Genomic DNA, 22,779 nt, shown 5'->3' on the forward strand with positions numbered 1-22,779 from the left:
GCCACGAATCTGAGTCTCGTATTCGTCTTTCTCTTGTCAGGCCTGCCTGCCGCGTCAGCCCAGTCGGAGGATTTACGGGCGGCAATGTCCGCTCCAATCTACATTGAGCGCGAAAGCGGGCCGACGCGCATACCGCTCGACTGGCGCATGCAGAAACTCTTTATCGAAGCCTCGGTCGACGGGAGGTCCGGCACCTTTCTCTTCGACACCGGCTCGCCCACCATCCTTTCGCGCCGCTTTGCCGACACGCTTGAGCTGGAGGTTCTCGGGCAAAACACCGGTGTCGACGCGAATGGCAATGCCGTGACGATGGACGTGGCCCGGGTTGAGACGCTCGCGCTGGGCGACACAGTCTTCCATGGCGTGCCGGTTCTGGTCTTCGATTTCGGGTCGCTGGAGATGGGCACATGCTTCATGCGCGACGGAGTCATCGGCTCCGAAATCCTGCCGGGAAGCGCCTGGCGGATTGATGTGGAGCAGGGCGAACTTACGCTGGCTGAGGACGGTGAGGCCCTCGGCACGCGTGAGACGGCGGTAAGCGCCCCGCTTCACGATTTCGGCTATCCGCATATGCCGATCGTAGATTACGCGGTGGGCGATGTTACCGACCGCGCGCCGTTCGATACCGGAAGCGCTGAAGAGGTCGCCCTCTTCCGCCCGGTCGCCGAGAGCGGACCGGTGCGCGCACTCATGGTCGACGGCAGCCGCATGACGGGGCAAGGCTCCGAAGGAGTCTCGGCCGGCGGTCGCGGCGAGGTGCAGGCGCTATCGCGCTTCGACCTGACGGGCTTCGAGATCGGAGGCACGCGCCTCGGCGAGGTCACGGCGACGACCCGCAGCGTACCCCCCAGCCTGATCGGAGCCGGGATGCTGAACCGGTATCACGTGGTGCTGGACTATCCAGGCGGTGAATTCCGGCTTGAGCCACGCGAAGCCCCCGAAGCACCCAGGGCGCACGCAGGCTTCGCCGTCGGCTATGAGGAGGGAGCCGGACGCGTATTGCAGCTTTTCACACCCAGCCCGGCGCAGGCGGCGGGCTTGCAGCTGCACGACCGTGTCATCGAGATCAACGGTCGTCTGCTTGATGGCGCGGACGCAGAGCAACGCTGCGACCAGGCCTTGTGGCTGGCGCAGTCCTTCTCCGGCGCCGAGGGCGGCGAGTTCGTGATCCTTCGCGATGGAGAGCGACTGACCCTCACCATCCCGCCTGTGGAAGGTTGACAGGCTAGAGGAAGGAGTATGGCTCGATATCGACGCTTGAGCGAATGGCCGCAGGGATTTTCACGCGGGCCATCCAGGCGCGCATATAGGCCGAGACGTCCACCCGGCGTTCGGCCTGAACCAGGAAGCGCTTGCGCCAGCGCCCGCGAACAACCGCCAGCGGAGCGTCCGCAGGCCCGAAGACCTCCACCCCCTCCGCATGCGGCGCCGCAGCCGCAACTTCGCGCGCGCAATTCTCCAGCCTCTCCGGCTCCGGGCCGGACAGGATGAGTGCCGCGAGCCGGCCATAGGGCGGCAGTTTCAGCATTTCGCGCATCATCCGCTCGGCGTCCAGGAAGGCCGTGCGGTCGCCCGCCACGAGCGCCTGGATCGCCTCGTGATCGGGCTGGTGCGTCTGCAACAGGGCGCGGCCCGGCCGGTCGGCGCGGCCTGCACGGCCGGCGGCCTGGACGAGCATCTGATAGGTGCGTTCCCCGGCGCGCAAATCTCCACCGGCGAGGCCCAGATCGGCATCGACCACCCCGACCAGCGTCAGCCGGGGAAAGTTGTGCCCCTTCGCGGCAATCTGGGTGCCCACCAGGATGTCGATCTCCCCGCGCTCCATCCGTCCCACAAGCGCGCGTACGGCGTCGGCGCCCTGGGTCGTGTCGGACGAGAAGACCTCCACGACGGCGTCCGGGAAGCGGTGGCGCGCCTCCTCGGCGACCCGCTCCACACCGGGGCCGACTCCGGTCAGGCTGTCCTGCGCACCGCATTCGGGACACGCCTTGGGCTTGGGCATGGAAAATCCGGTCGTGTGACAGATCAGCCGGCCGGTATAGCGGTGCTCGACGAGCCAGCGATCGGTTTCCGGGCTCTTCATCTTGTGACCACACGCCCGGCACAAAACCAGCGGAGCAAAGCCGCGCCGGTTGAGGTAGAGCAGGCTCTGCTCACCCTTTTCATAGACCTGGTCCATCTCGGCGATCAGCGGCTCCGACAGCCAGTTGCCCTTTTCAGGCGGGAAGTCGCGCAGATCGATCGTGTCGATCTCGGGCAGCTGGGCGGTACCGGCCCGGCCCGGCAGGCGGATATGGACGTAGCGGCCTGCTTCAGCGTTGACGAGGCTTTCCAGGGACGGTGTGGCGCTTGCCAGTATGGTCAGCGCGCCCTCCAGCTTGCCGCGCGCCACCGCCAGGTCGCGTGCGTGGTAGGTCAGGCCCTCGTCCTGCTTGTAGGTCGGGTCGTGCTCCTCATCCACGATCGTGCAGCGCAGCCGCGTGAACGGCAGGAAGAGCGCTGAGCGCGCACCGGCAACGATCCGGGCCCGGCCGCTGGCCACTTCGCGCCAGACGCGGCGTCGTTCCTTCTGGCCGATGTCGGAATGCCACAGCGCAGGGCGCGCACCGAAGCGTGCCTCGAAGCGATCCATGACCGACTGCGTCAGCGCGATCTCGGGCAGAAGTACGAGAATCTGGGCTTCCGGTTCGCGGCGCACAAGCTCGGCGATCGCCTCGAAATAGACTTCGGTCTTGCCCGACCCCGTCACCCCGTCGATCAACGCGCATTGAAATCCACCCGCTGACACGAGGCGGCGCAGGGTAATGGCAGCGTCGGCCTGGATCTGGTTGAGAGCCACGCCTTCGCGATAGGGATCCGGGTCGTCGAAAGGCGGATCGGTCGGCCGGTCCTCTCCGATCAGAACTCCAAGGTCGACCAGGCCTTTGACCACCGATCCGGACACTCCCGCGGCGCGGGCCAGATCGGCAGCGCTCATCGCCTCCCCGGCCGCCGCCTCCAACACCGCTTGCCGGGCCGGGGTCTGGCGTTGGGGCTGTGCGCCGGACAGCCGGTAGACCGTTTCCACTGGCGAGGGCCTGAGCGCGGAGGTGCTGCGCAGCACCTGGCGCAGAATCACACCCGGCGGTTCGACAAGATAGCCCGCGGCCCAGTCGACGAAACGCCTCGTGCCTTCACCCAGGCGCGGGCCGCCTATGGCGTGCTCGATTGATTTCAACGCGCGTCCGCCGGATTCCGGCTTCACCTCCCAGACCACGCCCTGCGCCATCCGCCCGCCCAGCGGGGCAGCAACATGGTCGCCCGGCTCCAGCTCCATGCCCTCCGGGATCGCGTAGTCGAACGCCTCAGGGAGCGGGAGGGGAAAGAGAATGGCCGCACAGGGCCTGGGTCCGAATAGATCGCTCAAAACGTGCCGTGAACCGGAGTAGAGTGTTGAAGGGCAGGCCGGGAGCCTATCAGAGCCCTGCATCCAATGCGCCAGAGTTAACGCATTCGAAAAGCGAGCGCTGACATGTAGGAGACAGATTTGCTTCCAGCCAAGAGCGTGACGATGTCTGACACTGATTCCTCCAAACCGTCCCATCTTCGCGTTGTGCCGAGCAGCCCGCACCCGGCCGACATCGACGCGCTCAAAGCCGAGAGCGTCGTGGACATCAACGCGGCTGCGCGCGCCAAGCTGCAGGCCGAAATCCGCCGCCTGAAAGCCACCAACGACGCGCTGATCTCTCTGGCCAAGGCCAATCTGGCCGTCCAGGCCCAGACCCATTCGGCCGTGCTGGCCCTGCTGGAAGCGGAGAGCCTGGCTGCGCTCGATCGCAAGCTGGCCGGCCGGGTGGCCGCGGCACTGAATGTCGACCTGATCCGCGTCTTCATCGAAGGCCACGCTCCGCTGAAAAGCGCTGAGTCCATCCTGGGCGCCGCGCCCGACCTGGCCGGCTCTCTGCTGGGGGAATCCAGCGAACGTCTCGGCCCGGTCGACCGGCGATTTGCCGATGCACTCTATGGCCCCCAAGCCAACCGTCAGCAGGCCGAGGCCATGGTGCGGCTGAGCATTGGCGGACGCACAGGCGTGCTCTGCCTGGCGGCGCGAGACCACCAGGCCTTCACGCCGGACCAGGGCAGCGACCTGCTTCATTTCCTCGCCCGCGTGATAGAACGCCGGCTTGTTTCTTTCTTGCGCGATGGCTGACCGGGTTCTCCTCTTCGAGGCAATGCGCGCCTTTGCCGACCATCTGTCCGGCGAGCGGCGGCTGAGCCCGCGCACGGTCGAGGCCTATGGCCGCGATCTGGAACAGCTCGACAGCTTCCTGACCGGTCATCTGGGCAAACGGCCGGACCTGAGAGTACTGGCCGGGCTGAGCCCGGGGGACTGGCGCGCCTTTCTGGCGGCGCGCCGCGGCGAGGGCGTCGGGCCGCGAACCTTGCAGCGCCAGCTCTCGGCGGTCCGCGCCTTCCTGGGTTATGCGAGGCGCCGGTGGGGCATAGAGAATGCGAGCCTTGCCCTGATCGACGCGCCCAAGGCGCCGAGGCGCACACCCCGGCCGGTCAGCCGGACAGCCGCACTCGACCTGATCACGGACGCGGCAGCTAACATCGACCTGCCGGACTGGGTGCGACGGCGCGACAGCGCGCTGCTGACCCTGCTCTACGGGGCCGGCCTGCGCATATCTGAAGCGCTGTCCCTGACCGGAGCGGACACGCCCCTGCCCGACGTGCTGCGCATGACAGGCAAGGGCGGAAAGACGCGGATCGTGCCAGTCCTGCCGGCCGTACGCGACGCGGTGGAAGCCTATGTCGAGGCTTGCCCGTTCGAGCTGGAGCGGGATGACGCACTGTTCCGCGCGGTGCGCGGCGGACCGATGACGCCGCGCGCGGCCCAATCGATGATGCAGGCGCTGAGAAGCCGGCTGGGGTTGGCTGCGACCGCGACGCCCCATGCGTTGCGCCATGCCTTTGCGACCCATTTGCTGGCGGGCGGAGGTGACCTCAGGGCGATCCAGGAATTGCTCGGCCATGCGTCGCTGTCCACGACGCAGGTCTACGCCGAGATCGAGGCGGAGGGCCTGATGCGGGTCCATGCCGCGACACACCCGAGGGCGAGAAAAGGCCGGCAGTGAGAGTCCGGACCGGGCTCCTACTACGACTACTACCAGTCCGGACCGGACCGCTTCCGGTCTAGCCGGTGCAGCGGTAGATGCCGCGATAGCCGATCGTGCGACCCTGTTCGAGCTCCAGCATCAACGTGGCCGACTGGCCGCCGACCGGCGTGACGGTGACCTGCACGCCGTCGGCATTCATCACCGCGCCGTCAGCCAGGTCGCCGCCGGCCTGTGCGGAGAGGGGCACGATCATGCCGCGCAGCTTGATGATGCCCCGGGCCGGGGTGCCCGGCCGGGTAACGAGAACCGGCTCGCCGGTGGCCGTATAGAAAAAGCGGCAGCCCGCTTCGCCGGGCAGTGCCGCAGCGATATCGCGTTCGGACAGGCCTTCGGGATCGGTCTTGTGCAGCATCGGGCGTTCCAGCGCCTCGGCCCAGCTGCCCATCGGCGCAGCCTCCTCGGGCGGGGCTTGCGTGGAACCGGCGCGCTCGCCTTCCAGGTCATCGATCAGGTAATACATTTCCGCGATCTCGCGCTCCTGGGCGGCGATGATGCCGTCGGCCAGCTCACGAACGCGCGGATCGGCAATCGCCGCGCGCGAACTGGTCATGATCGCGATCGAGTGGTGCGGGATCATTGCGCGCATATAGCTGACCTGGCCGACAGTGACCTGGCTGCGCACGAGAAAAAGCGCCAGCGCGAACACCACGGCCGACCCGGCGAAGATTACCAGATTGAGCGAGGTCTTCTTGTACATGCTCCACATGAAGCCGAGCATGATGGCGGCCATGGCCGCTCCCATCACGATCGCCATGTAGACGCGCGTTTCGCTGAAATCGACATGACCCAGCGCGAAGGTATTGAGATACATCAGCACGAACATCGTGACCGTCGAGGTCGCGATCATCGCGGCAAAACGCCAGTACGACATGAGCCAGCCCTCATCGCTTGAACTGAAGCGACAAACGCGAGGAGGCCGTTGCGGTTCCTAGCCGGGCGTGCGGACCGCGGTCTCGCCGGTGCCAAGCGCGAGCACTTCCCCGGCGAGGTAGAGCGAGCCGCAGATCAGGATGCGCGGATGGTCATAGTCCTCGCACGCATCGCGGACCGCCTCGGCAAGGCCCGCCGCGGTCTGGGCGGGAATGCCGGCTGTCCGCGCAGCGTCGGCGGTCGATTGAGCGCTCTGGGCGCCCTCGCGCCCGCCGGCAAAGGTGACCGCGATCACCCGGCTGGCCAGACCCTCGAAATAGGCAAAGAAGGCCGCGGCATCCTTGTTGATCGAGAAAGCCGAGATGAGCACGAGCGGACGCTCCTCGCCGGATTCCAGTTCGCCAAGGCTTGCCGCCAGCACTTCTGCAGCCGCCGGGTTGTGCCCGCCATCAAGCCAGAGGACCGCGCCATGGCGCGCGGCAATCTGGTGCAGCGGACCGCCGGTCAGGCGTTGGAGCCGGGCCGGCCAGCGGGCTTTCGGCAGACCTTCGCGCGCGGCTTCCTCGTCGAGCCCGGCGAGGCGCGCGGCCCGGATCGCCACGGCCGCATTGGCAATCTGGTGGGACCCGATCAGCCCAGGGGCGGGCAGATCCCAGAGCAGCTCCTCTTCCTCATAGACCAGCCGGCCATGTTCGGGATAGGCGCGGAAATCCTGCCCCCACAGATAGAGGGGCGCGCCCATCGCGTTGGCCACAGACACGATGACATGCTCGGCCTCGAGCATTTGCGGGCCGACAACGACCGGACGATTGCGCTTGACGATGCCGGCCTTCTCCGCGGCGATCGCCTCGATCGTGTCCCCGAGAAATTCGCGGTGATCGAGGCTGACCGGGGTCAGCACGGTCACATCGGGCGCGATGAGCACATTGGTTGCATCCACCCGCCCCCCGAGCCCGGTTTCCAGGATCAGGCGCTCGGCCGGAGTCTCGGAAAACAACAGGAAAGCGGCGGCCGTCGTCACTTCGAAAAAGGTGATGGGCGCATCGCCATTGGCCGCTTCGCACCGGGCAAAGGCGTCGGCCAGACGCGCATCGTCCACGACCTGGCCCGCCAGGGTGATGCGCTCGTTGAAGCGTACCAGGTGCGGGGAGGTGTAGACGTGAACACGCTCGCCCGCGGCCTCGAACATGGCCTTGAGGAAGGCGGCCGTGCTGCCCTTCCCGTTGGTCCCGGCAATATGGATGACGGGCGGCAGGCTGAGATGGGGATCGCCGAGCGCATGCAGCAACCGCTCGATCCGGTCGAGCGAGAGATCGATCTTCTTGGGATGCAGGCGGCCCAGGCGCTCAAGCGCGTTCTCGATGCTTTCCGGCGCGCCGGGACTGACCTGATCGTTCACGGTGGAGCCTAGCCCTGCGAGGGGGCTGGCTGCGTCTGGGCTTCAGGCGCGCGCGCCGCGGGAACGCCGCCAGTGGCGGGGCGATGTTCGGGACGCTTGAGCAGGGTGCGAAGGATATTGCCCAGCGTGCGCGGAAGATCGCGGCGGTCGACCACCTTGTCCACCATGCCCTTTTCCAGCAGGTATTCGGCCCGCTGGAAGCCGGGCGGCAGTTTCTCGCGGATCGTCTGCTCGATGACGCGCGGCCCGGCAAAGCCGATGAGCGCGCCCGGCTCGGCAATATGAATATCGCCGAGCATGGCGTAGGAGGCCGTGACCCCGCCCGTGGTCGGGTCGGTCAGCACGACGATATAGGGTAGTTTCGCGTCCTTGAGCATCTGCACGCCCAGCGTGGTGCGCGGCATCTGCATCAGCGACAAGGCGCCTTCCTGCATGCGCGCGCCGCCAGCGGCGGTAAACACGATGAGCGGGGTGCGTTTCGCGACCGCGACTTCACACGCCTTCAGAAAGCCCTCCCCGGCCGCCATGCCGAGCGAGCCGCCCATGAAGGAGAAGTCCTGAACCAGGATGGTGGTATCCACCCCGTCCACGCGTCCCACGCCGATCACCATGGCGTCGTCGCGCCCGGTCTTCTTGCGCGCGGCGGTCAGACGGCTGGTATAGGGCTTGTCATCGCGAAACTTCAGCGGATCGCGCGCCACCTGGGGCGATTCCACCGTCTCCCAGTCACCGTCGAACGTGTATTTGAAGCGCAGGTCCGGGCCGATACGCATGTGGTGGCCGGCCGGGGTGACGTAGAAGCTGGATTCCAGATCCTTGTGGAAGACCATCTCACCGGAGACCGGGCATTTGATCCACAGATTCTCCGGCGTATCGCGCTTGGAGAACATCTTGGAGACGCCGGGCGGAGTGATCCGGGAAAGCCAGTTCATGTCAGATCCTTGTTCTGCCGGCCCTTGAGGACCGAACCTCACTTCTAACGCGCCGAGTGGGCCGCGTCAGCCAGTGTCTTCGCCAGCTTCAGCGCGCCGTCCACACCCGAGGCGTTGAGCGCATCGACAATGGCCGAACCGACCACGACCGCATCGGCGACCCGGGCGATTTCGGCGGCGCGTTCCGGCGTTTTTACACCAAAACCGACCGCGACGGGCAAATTGGCTGCCTTTCGCACGCGATCGACCGCGCCGGACACCACGGCGGTCTCGCCAACGCCGCTGCCCGTCACGCCGGTCGTGGAAACGTAATAGACAAAGCCGGACGTATCCTCGACCACCCGCGGCAGGCGCGCATCGTCGGTAGTGGGCGTGGCCAGACGGATCAGGGACAGGCCCTGCGCCTTCAGGCCTTCACGCAGCTCGGTGTCTTCTTCCGGCGGCAGGTCGACACAGATCACGCCATCCGCGCCCGCCTGCGATGCCGCTTCGGCAAACGCGCCAAAGCCATAGGCGTAGAACGGGTTCGCATATCCCATCAGCACAACGGGGGTCCCGGTATCGGTTTCGCGAAAGCGCCGGACCAGATCGAGCGTGCCGCGCAGCGTCATGCCGCCATCGAGCGCACGCAGGGCCGCGCGCTGGATCGGCGGGCCGTCGGCCATCGGATCGGTGAAGGGCACGCCCAGCTCGATGACGTCGGCGCCTGCTTCGGCAAGCCCCGTCATCATGGCAAGTGTCGTGTCCGCATCCGGGTCGCCGGCCATGACATAGGCGACGAAGCCGGCTTTGCCGTCCGATTTCAGACGATCGAAAGTGGGAGTGAGGCGGGTCATGACTACAGCTCCACACCCAGCGCCTTGGCGACGGAGAAGACGTCCTTGTCGCCGCGGCCGCACATATTCATCAGGATGACGCCGTCCTTGCCCAGCTCCTTGGCGAGGTCTCGCACCCGGGCCAGCGCATGGGCGGGTTCGAGTGCCGGGATAATGCCCTCGAGCTTGGAGCAGATCTGGAACATTTCCAGCGCCTCGGCATCGGTCGCATGACGGTACTCGGCCCGGCCAACGTCATGAAGGAAGGCGTGCTCGGGGCCGATGCCGGGATAGTCCAGCCCCGCCGAGATAGAGTGCCCCTCGACGATCTGGCCGTCATCGTCCTGCAGGAGATAGGTCTTGTTGCCGTGCAGGATGCCCGGCTTGCCGCCATTCAGGCTGGCTGCGTGGTCGGGTGTGTCGACGCCCTTGCCGGCGGCTTCGACCCCGATCAGGCGCACGCTCTCATCCTCCAGGAAGGGATGAAACAGGCCCATCGCGTTCGAGCCGCCGCCAATGCAGGCGACCGCCGCGTCGGGCAACCGGCCGATCCGGCCGAGCATCTGGGCGCGCGCCTCGCGTCCGATGACGCTCTGGAAGTCGCGCACCATGGCCGGGTAGGGATGCGGGCCGGCAACCGTCCCGATGACGTAGAAGGTATCGTCCGGGTTGGTCACCCAGTCGCGTAGGGCCTCGTTCATCGCATCTTTCAGCGTGCCGCGGCCGCTGGTCACCGCGTGGACCTTGGCACCCAGCAGCTTCATGCGGAACACGTTCGGCGACTGGCGCTCCACGTCGTGCGCGCCCATGAAGACCTCGCACGGAATGCCGAAGCGCGCGGCCACGGTGGCGGTCGCGACGCCATGCTGGCCCGCCCCGGTCTCGGCGATGATGCGCGTCTTGCCCATGAGCCGGGCCAGAAGAACCTGGCCCAGGCAGTTATTGATCTTGTGCGCGCCGGTATGGTTGAGCTCGTCGCGCTTGAACCAGATCTTCGCGCCGCCGAACTCTTCTGTCAGCCGCTCGGCAAAGTAGAGCGGGCTCGGACGTCCGATGAAATCGCGCGACAGCTCCTCGAACGGTTCGGTGAATTCCGGCTTGTCGCGATAGGCGGCATAGGCCTTCTCCAGCGCGAGGATGTTCGGCATCAAGGTTTCGGCGACGAAGCGGCCGCCATACTCGCCAAACATGCCGCGAGCGTCGGGATAGCTGGAAAACGCGTTGGGCGCGGTGGTCATGATCGTGATGTTCCTGATGCAGCGCGAGCCGCGCCGATAAAGGCCGGTATGGCGTCAAGGTCCTTCACCCCGGGCGCCGATTCAACGCCGGATGCCACATCGACACCGCGCGCGCCAGAGCGTGCGAGGGCCTCGGCGACATTTTCCGGCGTCAGCCCGCCGGACAGGAGCCAGGGCGTCTCGCTTTCAAAATCGTGCAGAAGCGACCAGTCATAGGCCGCGCCCCAGCCGCCGGGCCGGTCGGCCCCTGCAGGAGGCTTGGCGTCGAAGACGAAGCCGTCGACATAGCCCTCATAGCGCCGGGCAGCCTGGAGATCGGCAGCGGAGGCTATGCCGAAGGCCTTCCACACGCCGCGCCGCGCATAGTGCCGCGCATCCTGGCAGCGCTGCGGGCTCTCCTGACCGTGAAGCTGGATATAGTCGGGTGCCATGCCGGTCAGCACGCGCGCCAGCATCGCGTCGTCGGGGTCGACCAGCACGGCGACGGAGCTGGCCGAGCCCTTGCCCTTTGCATACGTGCCGGCCTCGGCGGCGGTCACGGCTCGCGGACTTTTCTCGAACACGATGAAGCCGAGATAGTCCGCGCCCGCATCCACGCTGGCCACGACGGCCTCGGGCGAGTTCAACCCGCAGATTTTGACACCGATGCTCATGAGGCCGGGATATAGCCGCCAGGAAGGCGCTCGGCCACTACCCGGCGGCAGACCGGCCGATTAATTAATTGCGGGCCTTGAGCAGATCGCGGATTTCCTCAAGCAATTCCTCGTTGCGCGGCTTGGCCGGGGGTTGCTCGGGCGTATCGTCCTTCTTCTTGTCGGTCATGCGGTTCATCCCCTTGATCAGGAGGAAGAGCGCGAAGGCGAGCAGGAGAAAGCTGATGATCGCGTTGATGAAGAGCCCGTAATTGAGCGTTGCGGCGCCGGCCTCCTGTGCAGCCGCAAGGGAGTCGTAGCGCACTCCGTCGAGGGAGACGTAGAGATTGGTAAAGTCCACGCCGCCGAGGAGAAGCCCCAGAGGCGGCATCAGGATGTCATCCACGAAGGACTTCACGATGGTGGAGAATGCACCGCCGAGAACGAAGCCGACCGCGAGATCGACCACATTCCCCCGCATCGCGAACTTCTTGAATTCATTGAACATCAGCGCATCCCTTCGAGCTTTGACACAACCAGGATAGGCCCGGGCGCCCCGCCCCGCACTTGAAATTTCCCGGCCGCTTCCGCCCGGTTCCGGAACGCGGTCGCGGCGCGCCTCATTGAAGAGGCGGACGCCAGGCAAAGAGGAGCACGGCCATGACGATGACGCTTGAAGGCAGCTGCCGCTGCGGCGCGGTGAGTTTCAGCGTGGAGAGCCACACGCCTTATCCCTACCAGCGCTGCTATTGCCGGATCTGCCGCAAGACAGCAGGAGGCGGAGGCTACGCCATCAACATCATGGGGCGCGCCGATACGCTGAAGGTCGAGGGCGAAAACGATATCTCGATCTATCGCGCCGAGATCGACCGGGACGGCACGTGCGAGATCAGCTCCGGCCGGCGTCATTTTTGCTCGAAATGCGCCAGCGCGCTCTACCTGACCGACCCGAACTGGCCGGAGCTGGTCCATCCGATGGCATCGGCCATCGACACCGACCTGCCCGAACCTTCGGAGAGCGTGCATCTATTGCTGAAATACAAGGCGAGCTGGGTCGTCCCGCAAGAGGGCGAAGGCGATGACTGCTTTGAGGGCTTTCCTCAGGAATCCATCGAGGACTGGCACAAATCGCGCGGGCTTTGGATCGAGTAGCGGGTTCGATTAGCGGCCGCGCGAGAGGTTGCGCGGCAACGCCCTACTTCTTGCCGTCGACGCGTTCGCGCAATTCCTTGCCCGTTTTGAAGAAGGGCACGTGCTTTTCCTTGACCTCGACACTTTCGCCGGTGCGCGGATTGCGACCGAGGCGAGGCGGGCGGTTGCGCACCGAGAAAGCCCCGAAGCCGCGCAGCTCCACCCGGTCGCCATTCTCAAGCGCCTGGGTGATCTCCTCGAGCACGGTGTTGACGACGCGCTCGACGTCTCGCTGGAACAGATGCGGGTTTGCTTCGGCCAATTTCGCGATGAGCTCGGACTTGATCATTCTCAAATACCCCGCTGAAAGTCTTTTGACCTTAGGTAATACGGGCAATGCCCGTCAATCGGTAACCCGCCTGAATCGCTAAAAAAATGGCCGGAGCGCGACGCTCCGGCCATCCATTTCAAACAGGCGGGCCCTGTTTGCAGATTTCGACCCGGAATTACTCCTTGGTCTGATCCTTGAGCGCGGCGCCCAGGATATCGCCAAGCGACGCCCCGGAGTCTGCCGAACCGTATTGCTGGACCGCCTCTTTCTCTTCGGCGACTTCCAGCGCCTTGATCGAGAGGGAGATGCGGCGGCTTGCCTTGTCGATATTGGTGACGCGAGCGTCAACCTTGTCACCGACAGAGAAGCGCTCGGGGCGCTGCTCGGCGCGGTCACGCGACAGGTCGGACTTGCGGATGAAGGCCTTGACCGGGTTCTCGTCACCGAAGGTCACTTCGATTCCGCCCGAGGTCACTTCGGTCACCGTGCAGGTCACGGTCGCACCGCGGGCTACGCCACCGGCGTCTTCCAGCGGATCGCCAGCCAGCTGCTTGATGCCGAGCGAGATGCGCTCTTTCTCGACGTCCACGTCGAGGATCTTGGCGCGAACCATGTCGCCCTTGGAGTAGTCCTGGATGGCTTCCTCGCCGGAGCGATCCCAGTCCAGGTCGGACAGGTGGACCATGCCGTCAAGCTCTTCGTCGACGCCGATGAACAGACCGAATTCGGTGATGTTCTTGACCTCGCCCTCGACTTCGGAGCCGGCCGGGTGGGTTTCAGCGAAGATTTCCCAGGGATTGCGCTGGACCTGCTTGATGCCGAGCGAGATGCGGCGCTTGTCCGCATCGACGTCGAGCACCATGACTTCGACTTCCTGGGAAGTGGAGACGATCTTGCCCGGGTGGATGTTCTTCTTGGTCCAGGACATCTCGGAGACGTGAACCAGGCCCTCGACGCCGGGTTCCAGCTCCACGAACGCACCGTATTCGGCGATGTTCGTGACGCGGCCGGTGAAGGTGGCACCCACCGGATATTTGGCATCGACGCCTTCCCAAGGATCGGCCTGAAGCTGCTTCATGCCGAGCGAGATACGCTGTGTTTCCTTGTTGATCTTGATGATCTGGACGTTGACCGTCTGGCCGACTTCAACGACTTCGCTCGGATGGCCAACGCGGCTCCAGCTCATGTCGGTGACGTGCAGCAGGCCATCAATGCCGCCGAGATCCACGAACGCACCGTAATCGGTGATGTTCTTCACGACGCCTTCGCGCACTTCGCCCTCGGCCAGCTGGCCGACGAGCTCGGCGCGCTGTTCGGCGCGGCTCTCTTCAAGCACGGCGCGGCGCGAGACAACGATATTGCCCCGCGGGCGGTCCATTTTCAGAATCGCGAACGGCTGTTCCTTGTTCATCAGCGGGGTCACATCGCGCACGGGGCGGATGTCGACCTGGCTGCCCGGCAGGAAGGCCGAGGCACCGCCGAGATCGACGGTGAAGCCGCCCTTGACGCGGCCCACGATGGCGCCGGCGACGGGCTCTTTGGTTTCGTATTGCGTTTCCAGACGGTCCCAGGCTTCCTCGCGGCGTGCCTTGTCGCGCGAGAGAACCGCTTCGCCCATCGCGTTTTCGATGCGCTCGAGATAGATGTCGACCTGGTCGCCGGTCTTGGGCAGGACGGCGCCGGGGCCGGCAAATTCGCGCAGCTGCACGCGGCCTTCGGTTTTCAGACCGACATCGATGATCACGAAATCGTTTTCGACGGCGGTGACGGTGCCCTTGATAACCGAACCTTCCATGAGGTCGCGGCTGGCAAGGGAGGCTTCGAGCATGTCGGCGAAATCGCCGCGGCTCGGGTTGGACGTCTGGGTATCGGACATATTGGCTAGATGGCTCCGTTAAAGGTCGTTCTATTCCGGCCGGCCGGTTGGATCCGGCGGTCTTGCCGCGGTGGCCCGCGAAGCAGTGGACTTGTGGGCCGTGTCGCGGCCGGAACGGTTCAACTCACAATGGACACGACGACAAACCGGCTCCGGCATGCTCGCCGTCCGGTCCTGACAAGTCGAGGGTCAAGGGGTTGAACAGCGAGGGCAGTGCGGAAGATCTGGCTCCGTGCCCGGCGATGCGCTCGTCCTTGCCGGACCTGACAGACAGGGCCAGCACGACGAAGCGCGCGCGTCCTTACTCCAAATGGCCTTTCAGCACAAGGGGCGAGAGCCAGATGCGTGCCTCGCGGAGTCAGTCGATATTCGCGCCGATGGCGGAAAAATCGTCAAAGAAGCCGGGATAGCTGGTTGCGATCATCGCAGTCTCGTCCACGCTCACCGGAGCCTGGGCCCCCAGGCCCAGCACCAGCCCGGCCATGGCCAGGCGGTGATCGTCGCGGGTTTCCACCCGGCCGCCCCCGGGCACGCCGGCAAGGCCCACCCCGGTCACGATCAGATCGTCGCCCTCGATCTCCACCTTCACGCCATTGGCATCAAGCAGCGCAGCCGTGGAGCTGAGGCGATCGCTTTCCTTGGCCCGCAGCTCGCCCAGCCCGCGCATGCGGGTCTCGCCCTCGGCAAAGGCGGCCAGCACGGCCAGGATCGGGTACTCGTCGATCATGGACGGTGCGCGTAGCGCGGTGACGTCGACACCTTTCAGCTGCGAAGTGCGCACCGTGATGTCGCACAGCGTTTCGCCACAGCGTGACCCGGCCGGGGTGAATTCGAGGTGGGCGCCCATTTCCTTCAGCACGTCGTACAGCCCGAAGCGGGCCGGATTGGTCATCACGCCCGCCACGGTCAGCTCGCTTTCCGGCGCGATCAGTCCGGCCGCGACGGCAAACGCCGCCGATGACGGGTCGCCGGGTATGGCCAGGTCGCAGGCCGTCAGGGACTGGCCGCCCGGCACCGTGATCACATGTCCGGCCGGATCGGCCTCGACACTCACATTGCCGCCAAACAGCGGGAGCATGTTTTCGGTATGGTTGCGCGTGGGCACCGGCTCACGCACCACCGTCTGCCCGCGCGCGCCGAGCGCGGCAAACATGACTGCGCTCTTCACCTGTGCGGACGCGACCGGCGGCGTGTAGTCGATCGCGATGAGGTTGCCGCCGGTCAGCCGTACGGGCAAGCGGCCGCCCTGGGCCGCCCCGGTCATGGCGCCCATGGCTTTCAGCGGAGCGAGCACGCGCTCCATAGGCCGGCGCGACAGGCTGGCATCGCCAACGAAGACCGCCGTCAGGGAGAAGCGAGAGGCCGCGCCCAGCAGAAGACGCGCAGCCGTTCCTGAATTGCCCATGTCCAGAGGCTCGTCCGGATCGCGCCATTTCCCGCCCTCGATCGTCCACTGCCCCGGGCCGGTGCGCTCTACCCTGGCGCCAAGAGCCTCGACCGCGCGCAGGGCGGCCAGCACATCTTCGCTCTCCAGCATGCCCTCAATATGGCTGACGCCCCCGGCCAGACCGGCCAGGATCGCAGCACGATGGGAACAGGACTTGTCGGCAGCGGCGTCGAGCCTGCCAGCGAGTCGGGAACTGTGCCGCGCCGTGGCGGGGCCGGAAATTTCTTGTCGGGGCAAGGGATTATTCACTGATGTCATGACGGGATATGGTGAACCGCCGGAATAAGGTGGAAAAGGGGTTTTGACAGGGCGCGGACAACGTGGCAACAGGCGCGCCGACTTCCAGAGTACGAGGTAACACGTGCCCAAAGCTGATCTTGGTGAAAAGCGCGCCTGCGGCGAATGCGGCGCGAAGTTCTACGACCTGAAGAAAGACCCGATCGTCTGCCCGAAATGCGGCGCAGTCTACGATCCCGAGCTTGCGGCTGCGGCGACTAAAAAGCCGCGCCGTGCGGCCGCCAAGCGTGCGGTCGAGGAAGACGATCTCGAAGAGATCAAGGCGAAGAAGAAGAAAAAGCGCAAGCTCGACGAGGACGAAGACGACGACGAGATCGAGGATGAAATCGATCTTGAAGACGACGACGAGGATGACGACGACGAGATCGAACTGGATGAAGAACCGCTCGAGATCGCCGACGACGACGAGGAAGATGAGCCCAAGCCGGCCAAGGCGGCCAAGTCGCCCGACGACGAGCTGGCCGAGAGCTTCTCTGAAGAAGAAGCCGATCTCGAAGAAGATGACGACGAGGCGGCCGACATTCTGCTCGACGACGAGGACGATGACGACATCGGCCTGGACGTCGACGACGACGACGATGACGACGACGATCATCTTTAAGAATCAACGCGCAATGCGGCCGGGTGTGGATCAACTGCCACCTGCCGCATTGCGCACTTGATCCGGGCGCGGACCCTGACTATTTTCCGCGCTCCTCAGACGGACGGGCCCCCAAGCCCTTCTGTCCATACGGTGAGGGGCCATAGCTCAGTTGGGAGAGCGCTTGAATGGCATTCAAGAGGTCGGCGGTTCGATTCCGCCTGGCTCCACCACCGTCTTTCTGACATCGCAGCATCGTGACGCGGTCGCCCCTGCGCCCGGGCATATGCGCCCGCCGCGCCCCAGCCCCCCCCCCCGGCGGCCGCGCTCTGATCGTCCTTCGCTTCTTCTCCGCCTCCTTCTGTTCGCCATGCTGCGCGCTGCATTCGATGCGCGTGCCCGGGGACATTTGACCGGCTCTCTTGCGTTGTGCCTTTGGCCAGCCAAATCTCCCGGTCTCAAGCGAATAAAGGACCCCGACCGCCATGGAAAACGTTGCAGGAAAAGTCGTCGTCATAACCGGCGCCAGCTCGGGCCTCGGCGCAGAGACCGCCCGCCACCTGGTCAAGGCCGGCGCAAAGGTCGCTCTGGGCGCCCGGCGCAAGGACCGTCTGGATGCCCTGGTCGAAGAACTGGGCGACGATCAGGCGGCGGCATTCAAGGTCGACGTCACGAAGCGCGAGGAAGTCGATGCCTTCGTGAAGGGCGCGATCGAGCAATTCGGACAGATCGACGCCATGCTGCACAATGCCGGTGTGATGCCACTGGCGCCCCTGGCGGAAAACCGTCACGAGGAATGGGACCAGTGCATCGACGTCAACCTGAAGGGCGTGCTCTACGGCGTCGGCGCGGTCCTGCCGCACATGAACGAGCGTCAGAGCGGACAGAATCTGTTTGTGTCCTCGGTCGCCGGCCATGTCGTCAATCCGGCCGGTGCGGTCTACTGCGCCACCAAGTTCGGCGTGCGCGCCATCGCTGAATCCCTGCGCAAGGAAGTGAAGGGCAACAAGCTGCGCACGACCATCCTCTCGCCTGGCGCGGTGGAAAGTGAACTGCCCCAGTCGGTCAAATCCGACCGGGTCAAAGGCTTCGTGAACGATCTCTACGAGAATACCGCAATCCCGGCATCGAGCTTCGCGCGTGCTGTGGTTTTCGCGATCAGCCAGCCCGACGACGTGGACATCAATGAAATCCTGTTCCGCCCGACAGCCCAGGAAATGTAGGGCCGGCGCGAATCCCGGGCAGAGCCGCGTCCATGTGCAGTTTCCTGCGGGCAACTTCTTGAACGAGTTGGAAAGGCTTCCCACTTCATAGTTCAGTCAAGACGAAGAAGAGGCTGCTTGAGTATGGCCGAAACAATGGAAGCTCTGAACGAAACAGACACGACGCCGCTGGTTTACGTGCGCGAGGTCGCGGGCGCCGATGTGCTCGCCGGCATTGATGAAACGGAAATCCGTGAGCACGGGATCAGCATCGGCGAAAGCGATACGCTGTACGCTGTTCATACCGAGGACGGGACGCGCATGGCCGTGTTCTCCGACCGCAGCCACGCGTTCGCAGCCGCGCGCTACCATGGTGCGGAGCCTGTCAGCGTTCACTAGGGCTTTGACGATCTTATCACGTTCGACCCCTCCCCCCGCAGAACGTGATAATGCGCCCCCGGTCAGAAATGACCGGGGGCGTCTTCGTTTCTGGAGGCGCAACGCCGCCAGAACCTAAAGGCTGAGCGCTTCGCCCTTGAGCAGGCCCGGCAAATCGCCGGTCTCTCCGCCCGCCTGACGCATGAAGAACCGGCGGGCCGGCGCGATCTTGTCGACCAGCCCCAGGCCAAAGCCGCGCATGGCGCGGACGCTGGCGTGGTCGTTGGAAAAGAGCAGATTGAAGAAATCGGTGCCGATCCCGAGCAGCGCCGAATCGCCCTTACGCCAGCGCTCATAGCCTTCCAGCACCGCAGGTGAGCCGAGATCGAGTCCGGCCCTCTTGGCCTCGACAAGGCAGTCGGCGAGCGCCGCCGCATCGCGCAGGCCAAGATTGAAGCCCTGTCCGGCAATCGGATGGATGGCGCGGGCCGCGTCGCCGACCAGCGCCAGGCGGTCATCAATGAAACGCTCCGACATCTTCAGGCCCAGCGGATAGGTCCAGCGCGGACCTTCCGGCGTCAGCGCGCCCAGAAAATCGCCGAAACGCGCTTCGAGCGCCTCCTGAAATCCGGCCGGGCCCATGTCCCTGAGCGCATCGGCAGCGGCGGCCTTCTCGGTCCAGACCAGGCTGGAACGGTTGTCCGGGAGCGGCAGTATCGCAAACGGGCCGGCGGGCATGAAGAACTCGTATGCCACACCCTCATGAGGCAAAGCGTGCGCCACCGTTGCGACAAGGGCCTTCTGGCCGTACTCGCGCCCCGTGGTACGAATGCCGGCCTGTTCGCGCAGGCGGGAAAACTTTCCGTCGCACGCGATCACGACCGCGCCTTCCAGCCAGGATCCGTCGTCGAGATGGACGCGAGCGCGGGCGCCTTGGCGGCTCATTGAGTCGACTTTCGCCGGCGCGAACACACTCAGGCCGCACGCTTCGGCAGTCCGGGCAAGCGCGACCCGAGTCCAGCGGTTCTCGGCCATCCAGCCGAGGGGCTCCCCATCCTCGCCGGAATGAATCTCGCGGCGATCAAAGTGCAGGCTGTCGCGGCCCGGACCGCCGGGGCGGAGCCCGTCATTCGGGCGCCCGTCAACCACGAGGATATCCTCAATGCGCTGCGCATGAGGGGCCAGATGCTCGGCCACGCCGATCGAGTCCAGCATGCGCCAGGAGGTATAGGCCAAAGCGCTGGCGCGCCCGTCAAACTCGGAGGTCATCGCGCTGTCGAGCGGCGCCGCGTCGACCACGGCAACCCTCAACCCGGCCTTGTGCAGGGCAATCGCCAGCGAGAGGCCGGCCATACCACCGCCCACGATCACGCTGTCGCCGGAAAATTTCGCTTCAGTGCTCATGGCTGCCAGCCTAGCCGGTTCACCGGTCAAGAAAAGGGACGCGATGCCGCAAGCGTCCGAGCGGCCTAGCTCAGCGCCCCGATGGCGCGCTGCACCCAGCCGAGCGGACCGGTAAAGGCGAGCGGTCCATCGGTAACGGCCAGCGCGATGCAGACTTCGCCTTCTTCAGCCACCGGCTTGTGCTCCAGGCTCGGATCGGCAGTGCACAGCTCCCCCGCACCATAGCGGTTCAACCCGTCATGAAAGGCCCCGGTGAGGACCAGGGTGAATTCGCGGCAGTCATGTCCGTGACGGGGCACGCCGCGCCCCGGCTCCAACCGGATCAGCTCGGCCTTCGCAGACCCGTCGCGCATCAACTCCATGCGGCGCACGCCGGGTCCGGCAAAGTTCCACTGGCCCACCTCCAGCGCGTGATCGCGCACGCTTCCGGGAAGGCTCAGCAATTCTTCAATAGCGCGGCCGGCTGCGCTCGCGGCCGACACATCGCGGCGTTCGTCCGAGCTGCCGACGGCCCGCATCGCACCGGCCTCGCCCAGGCTGGCGCGCTCCGCGTCGATCGCCGCAAAGACCTGGTCGAGCGCACCCGGCTCCAGGCCGGCGGGCGGGATCTGCTCCAGAAGCGCGCCAGCGGCCGCCTCGGCAAGCTCGCATTCCTCGCGTACCTCGTTGCGCACGGCAGCCTGGGTTTCGACGAGCAGACGCATCGGCGCGGACAGGGCGCCGGCCGCGTACGCAATGTAGATTTCATCACCGAGCGGGTGGTTCGTCATGAGGTCTTGCCCGTCTGTCCGAAAAGGGACGCATCCGAAGGCGTCGGATATTGTGCGCAGCGCCAAGGCTTCAAGTCGCGGCTGCAAATAATATTCATGGCGCGCATCTCTGGCTCTCAAAGCTCGCTGGATTGAAGGATATTGCGCATCTTGTCGAAGGCGAGCCGCAGACGCGATTTGACCGTTCCCAGCGGCACGCCCTCGCGTTCCGCGATGTCGCGGTGGGACAAGCCTTCAAAGAAGGCGAGCCGCAACAGTGCGATCTGTTCTTCCGGCAGGCCGGCCATCGCCTGCGCAACGCGGCTGGAGGACTGGCTGGAAATGACGGCCGCATCGGGGCTCTCCGGCTGGGAGGGCGCGAGCAGCGGATCCTCGCCGTCCAGGTCCGGCTTGTCGGCGCGGCGCACGGCATCGATGCGCCGATTGCGGGCGATCCGGAATATCCAGGTCGAGGCCGAGGCCTGGGAGGGATCAAACTGACCCGCCTTGCGCCAGACTGTGAGCATGACTTCCTGGGCCAGTTCCTCGGCAAGGGCATCGGAGGCGTTCAGCCTGAGCAGGTAGCCCTTGACCCGCGGCGCGTAGAATTGAAACAACTCCGCGAACGCGTCGCGGTCCTGACGCGCAGTCGCCTCGACCAGGAAATTGAGCCGGGCGCGGTCGGGCGCGGGTGCCGGGTTGGGTGCTGCGTCTGACACTGACAGGTCCGTACGATCTTGCGATAATATCATGAGACCGGGTTATGCCCGGAAAATCAAATACGAACGCCTTGAATTCGCCTCTCTCGACCGGTTTAACCGACTTGAATGCCGGCGTCACTGATCGTCAGCCGGCCCCGCCAGCCTGCTTGCGCCAGACGGAGTCTCCCATGCGTCGAACCGCCTTGTCCGCCCTCTTCATCAGCCTCCTTTGCAGCGCTGGCGCCGCAGCCCAGGAGCCGGCCTTCCAGGGCGAGCATAATGACTGGCGCGTCTTCACGCGCGGCGAGGGCGATGCACAGATTTGTTATGCGACGAGCCGTCCGACCGATTCCCGCCCGGGAAGCGTGGATCACGGCGATGTCTATTTTCTTGTGTCGACCTGGGCTTCGGACGCGGCCGAAGAGCAGCCGAGTTTCCTGGCCGGCTACGCGCTGCAGCCCAACACGCCGCCTCTGGCGCGTGTCGGCTCCTCGAGCTTCACGATGTATGTCTCCGAGCGCGAAGGCTTCATCGAGGACTTGCGGGACGAGCAGCGCCTGGTCGACGCCATGCGCCGCGGCGCCACCATGCGGGTCGAAGCCATGTCGGCCCGCGGCACGGCCACGGCCTATGAATTCTCCCTGTCCGGCGTGACTGCTGCGCTCGATCAGGTCGAGGCTCTCTGCGACTAGAGATCGTCGAACGCTGCGATCAGGACGTCCGGGAACGGGCAGGCCGACGTAGACTTGCCGCGTCTAGCGCCTTGGGGGCTTGGACGTCGGGGGTCCAAACGGCTTTGGCCGGACCTTCGTCTTGTGATCGGGCGGGCCTTTCGATCCGTCCGGCATCAGGCCGCGATAATAGCCTTTCTGCCATTTTTCGTCGGCCGCCGCCTTGTCGCCGGTTTTCAGCCGGCCGGAGAAATCGGACCGGCTCTGGCGCCAGATCTCCATCTGGTCTGCCGTCTTCTTGTCGGTATGCAGCGGCCGGATCTCAGTCTGGATACGCTCGAACAGGTCCCGGCGTACCGGGAAGAGATGCGCGATCGCCTCGTCCTTCTCGAACCGGACCTCGCCGGGCCGGGTAAACCGCCAATTCATGGTGAAGGAGTACGGACTCCAGTCGGTCTCGATGACGCCGGACAGGCCGCAAATGCCATCCTTGGGCGCATTGACCGGCCCAGACACCCAGATATTCCACCCCGGCGGGGTACGCAGCAGGAAGCCCATCTCGAACGTCAGGATGCCGGAACCGAAATTGGTCATGGCAACGCCGGGATAGTTCATCCGCATCGGGTCATCGAGCGTGATCTCGACATCCTCGACACGGTTTCCGCCATTCCAGCGCGCGGTCAGGCCGGTCGTCGAGAAGACTTCCCAGCCATGCTGGTTAGCGACAGCCAGCGGCAGACACCGGTAGGCAAAACTCTCCGGGGTGTCGTCCATCCATTGCCGGCGCGTGTCGGCAGGCCGGATGGGCGGGTCTTCGGCGGTGAGGGGATGACAGATCAGCTTCATGTCGAGAAGAAGAAGCCGCTGCGCCACGCTTTTCAAGCCCTGACTGCGCCACTGCGCAGCGCTGTCCGGCACCCTGGCCGACCAGGCTTGCGCAACGCCCACTCGCAATCCTGCCGCTTTT

General features: G+C 65.3%; 23 protein-coding genes and 1 tRNA gene. 9 read left to right on the plus strand and 15 right to left on the minus strand.

The genetic code is table 11. The features are described from left to right. Window positions 1-84 precede the first annotated feature (84 nt). Window positions 85-1,221 (plus strand): aspartyl protease family protein, encoded by a 1,137-nt coding sequence (locus E5162_RS11720; protein WP_158291296.1) that lies wholly within the window; start codon window positions 85-87, stop codon window positions 1,219-1,221. Between the two features lie 4 nt (window positions 1,222-1,225). Here E5162_RS11720 and E5162_RS11725 read toward each other — a convergent pair whose 3' ends face one another. Further along, window positions 1,226-3,406, minus strand: coding sequence for a primosomal protein N' (locus E5162_RS11725; RefSeq protein WP_233342192.1), 2,181 nt, complete (start codon window positions 3,404-3,406; stop codon window positions 1,226-1,228). A 144-nt stretch (window positions 3,407-3,550) separates the two neighbouring features. On the opposite strand from E5162_RS11725, the gene E5162_RS11730 reads away from it, so the two are divergent. Further along, on the plus strand, window positions 3,551-4,189 hold the full coding sequence (locus E5162_RS11730) for a DUF484 family protein (RefSeq protein ID WP_135945441.1): 639 nt from the start codon (window positions 3,551-3,553) through the stop codon (window positions 4,187-4,189). Continuing rightward, window positions 4,164-5,117 carry a tyrosine recombinase XerC gene (locus E5162_RS11735; protein WP_233342191.1) on the plus strand — a complete coding sequence of 318 codons (954 nt, stop codon included), beginning with the start codon at window positions 4,164-4,166 and terminating at the stop codon, window positions 5,115-5,117. The genes E5162_RS11730 and E5162_RS11735 overlap by 26 nt, the downstream gene beginning before the upstream one ends. Before the next feature lie 58 nt (window positions 5,118-5,175). Here the strand turns inward: E5162_RS11735 and E5162_RS11740 are convergent, their stop codons facing one another. From E5162_RS11740 to mscL, 7 genes are all read right to left on the minus strand, one after another. Next, a complete protein-coding gene (locus E5162_RS11740) occupies window positions 5,176-6,030 on the minus strand; it encodes a DUF305 domain-containing protein (RefSeq protein ID WP_135945443.1) in 855 nt (284 codons plus the stop codon). 57 nt (window positions 6,031-6,087) lie between these two features. Then, window positions 6,088-7,428 (minus strand): bifunctional folylpolyglutamate synthase/dihydrofolate synthase, encoded by a 1,341-nt coding sequence (locus tag E5162_RS11745; protein WP_135945444.1) that lies wholly within the window; start codon window positions 7,426-7,428, stop codon window positions 6,088-6,090. An 8-nt stretch (window positions 7,429-7,436) separates the two neighbouring features. Continuing rightward, window positions 7,437-8,360: an acetyl-CoA carboxylase, carboxyltransferase subunit beta gene (gene accD, locus E5162_RS11750; protein WP_135945445.1), complete on the minus strand. Its 924-nt coding sequence runs from the start codon at window positions 8,358-8,360 to the stop codon at window positions 7,437-7,439. A 44-nt stretch (window positions 8,361-8,404) separates the two neighbouring features. Then, window positions 8,405-9,196 carry a tryptophan synthase subunit alpha gene (gene trpA, locus E5162_RS11755; protein WP_135945446.1) on the minus strand — a complete coding sequence of 264 codons (792 nt, stop codon included), beginning with the start codon at window positions 9,194-9,196 and terminating at the stop codon, window positions 8,405-8,407. Between the two features lie 2 nt (window positions 9,197-9,198). Beyond that, window positions 9,199-10,413: a tryptophan synthase subunit beta gene (trpB, locus tag E5162_RS11760; RefSeq protein WP_135945447.1), complete on the minus strand. Its 1,215-nt coding sequence runs from the start codon at window positions 10,411-10,413 to the stop codon at window positions 9,199-9,201. Next, window positions 10,410-11,066 (minus strand): phosphoribosylanthranilate isomerase, encoded by a 657-nt coding sequence (locus tag E5162_RS11765; RefSeq protein WP_135945448.1) that lies wholly within the window; start codon window positions 11,064-11,066, stop codon window positions 10,410-10,412. The genes trpB and E5162_RS11765 overlap by 4 nt, the downstream gene beginning before the upstream one ends. A 64-nt stretch (window positions 11,067-11,130) precedes the next feature. Beyond that, window positions 11,131-11,553 (minus strand): large conductance mechanosensitive channel protein MscL, encoded by a 423-nt coding sequence (gene mscL, locus E5162_RS11770; RefSeq protein WP_135945449.1) that lies wholly within the window; start codon window positions 11,551-11,553, stop codon window positions 11,131-11,133. Window positions 11,554-11,705: 152 nt separating this feature from the next. Here mscL and E5162_RS11775 point away from each other — a divergent pair, with 152 nt between their 5' ends. Continuing rightward, entirely contained in the window at window positions 11,706-12,197 is a 492-nt protein-coding gene (locus E5162_RS11775) for a GFA family protein (protein WP_135945450.1), read from the plus strand. Between the two features lie 43 nt (window positions 12,198-12,240). Here the strand turns inward: E5162_RS11775 and E5162_RS11780 are convergent, their stop codons facing one another. From E5162_RS11780 to aroA, 3 genes are all read right to left on the minus strand, one after another. Continuing rightward, the gene (locus E5162_RS11780; protein WP_135945451.1) at window positions 12,241-12,525 is read right to left on the minus strand and encodes an integration host factor subunit beta; all 285 of its coding nucleotides are present in this window, start codon (window positions 12,523-12,525) and stop codon (window positions 12,241-12,243) included. 157 nt (window positions 12,526-12,682) lie between these two features. Further along, the gene (gene rpsA, locus E5162_RS11785; protein ID WP_135945452.1) at window positions 12,683-14,383 is read right to left on the minus strand and encodes a 30S ribosomal protein S1; all 1,701 of its coding nucleotides are present in this window, start codon (window positions 14,381-14,383) and stop codon (window positions 12,683-12,685) included. Window positions 14,384-14,741: 358 nt separating this feature from the next. After that, entirely contained in the window at window positions 14,742-16,067 is a 1,326-nt protein-coding gene (aroA, locus tag E5162_RS11790; protein ID WP_233342190.1) for a 3-phosphoshikimate 1-carboxyvinyltransferase, read from the minus strand. 124 nt (window positions 16,068-16,191) lie between these two features. Between aroA and E5162_RS11795 the strand changes: the two genes are divergently transcribed. The 4 genes from E5162_RS11795 to E5162_RS11810 all read left to right on the plus strand — a co-directional run bounded on the left by E5162_RS11795 (window position 16,192) and on the right by E5162_RS11810 (window position 18,308). Next, on the plus strand, window positions 16,192-16,728 hold the full coding sequence (locus tag E5162_RS11795) for a TIGR02300 family protein (protein WP_135945454.1): 537 nt from the start codon (window positions 16,192-16,194) through the stop codon (window positions 16,726-16,728). 136 nt (window positions 16,729-16,864) lie between these two features. After that, window positions 16,865-16,940: transfer RNA gene (locus E5162_RS11800), tRNA-Ala, on the plus strand. Window positions 16,941-17,192: 252 nt separating this feature from the next. Beyond that, window positions 17,193-17,930, plus strand: a complete 738-nt coding sequence (locus E5162_RS11805; RefSeq protein WP_135945455.1) for an SDR family oxidoreductase — start codon at window positions 17,193-17,195, stop codon at window positions 17,928-17,930. Between the two features lie 123 nt (window positions 17,931-18,053). Then, a complete protein-coding gene (locus E5162_RS11810; RefSeq protein WP_135945456.1) occupies window positions 18,054-18,308 on the plus strand; it encodes a DUF1150 family protein in 255 nt (84 codons plus the stop codon). Between the two features lie 114 nt (window positions 18,309-18,422). Here E5162_RS11810 and E5162_RS11815 read toward each other — a convergent pair whose 3' ends face one another. The 3 genes from E5162_RS11815 to E5162_RS11825 all read right to left on the minus strand — a co-directional run bounded on the left by E5162_RS11815 (window position 18,423) and on the right by E5162_RS11825 (window position 21,159). Beyond that, on the minus strand, window positions 18,423-19,691 hold the full coding sequence (locus E5162_RS11815; RefSeq protein ID WP_135945457.1) for a UbiH/UbiF/VisC/COQ6 family ubiquinone biosynthesis hydroxylase: 1,269 nt from the start codon (window positions 19,689-19,691) through the stop codon (window positions 18,423-18,425). Window positions 19,692-19,756: 65 nt separating this feature from the next. Then, the gene (locus E5162_RS11820) at window positions 19,757-20,461 is read right to left on the minus strand and encodes a ChrR family anti-sigma-E factor (RefSeq protein WP_135945458.1); all 705 of its coding nucleotides are present in this window, start codon (window positions 20,459-20,461) and stop codon (window positions 19,757-19,759) included. Window positions 20,462-20,577: 116 nt separating this feature from the next. Then, the gene (locus tag E5162_RS11825) at window positions 20,578-21,159 is read right to left on the minus strand and encodes a sigma-70 family RNA polymerase sigma factor (protein WP_233342189.1); all 582 of its coding nucleotides are present in this window, start codon (window positions 21,157-21,159) and stop codon (window positions 20,578-20,580) included. Between the two features lie 170 nt (window positions 21,160-21,329). Here E5162_RS11825 and E5162_RS11830 point away from each other — a divergent pair, with 170 nt between their 5' ends. Beyond that, on the plus strand, window positions 21,330-21,833 hold the full coding sequence (locus tag E5162_RS11830; protein ID WP_135945460.1) for an invasion associated locus B family protein: 504 nt from the start codon (window positions 21,330-21,332) through the stop codon (window positions 21,831-21,833). A gap of 63 nt (window positions 21,834-21,896) precedes the next feature. On the opposite strand, the gene E5162_RS11835 is transcribed toward E5162_RS11830, so the two are convergent. Continuing rightward, a complete protein-coding gene (locus E5162_RS11835; protein WP_233342188.1) occupies window positions 21,897-22,760 on the minus strand; it encodes a DUF6065 family protein in 864 nt (287 codons plus the stop codon). Window positions 22,761-22,779 lie beyond the last annotated feature (19 nt).

This window comes from Marinicauda pacifica, from assembly GCF_004793635.1.
GTDB lineage: Bacteria > Pseudomonadota > Alphaproteobacteria > Caulobacterales > Maricaulaceae > Marinicauda > Marinicauda pacifica.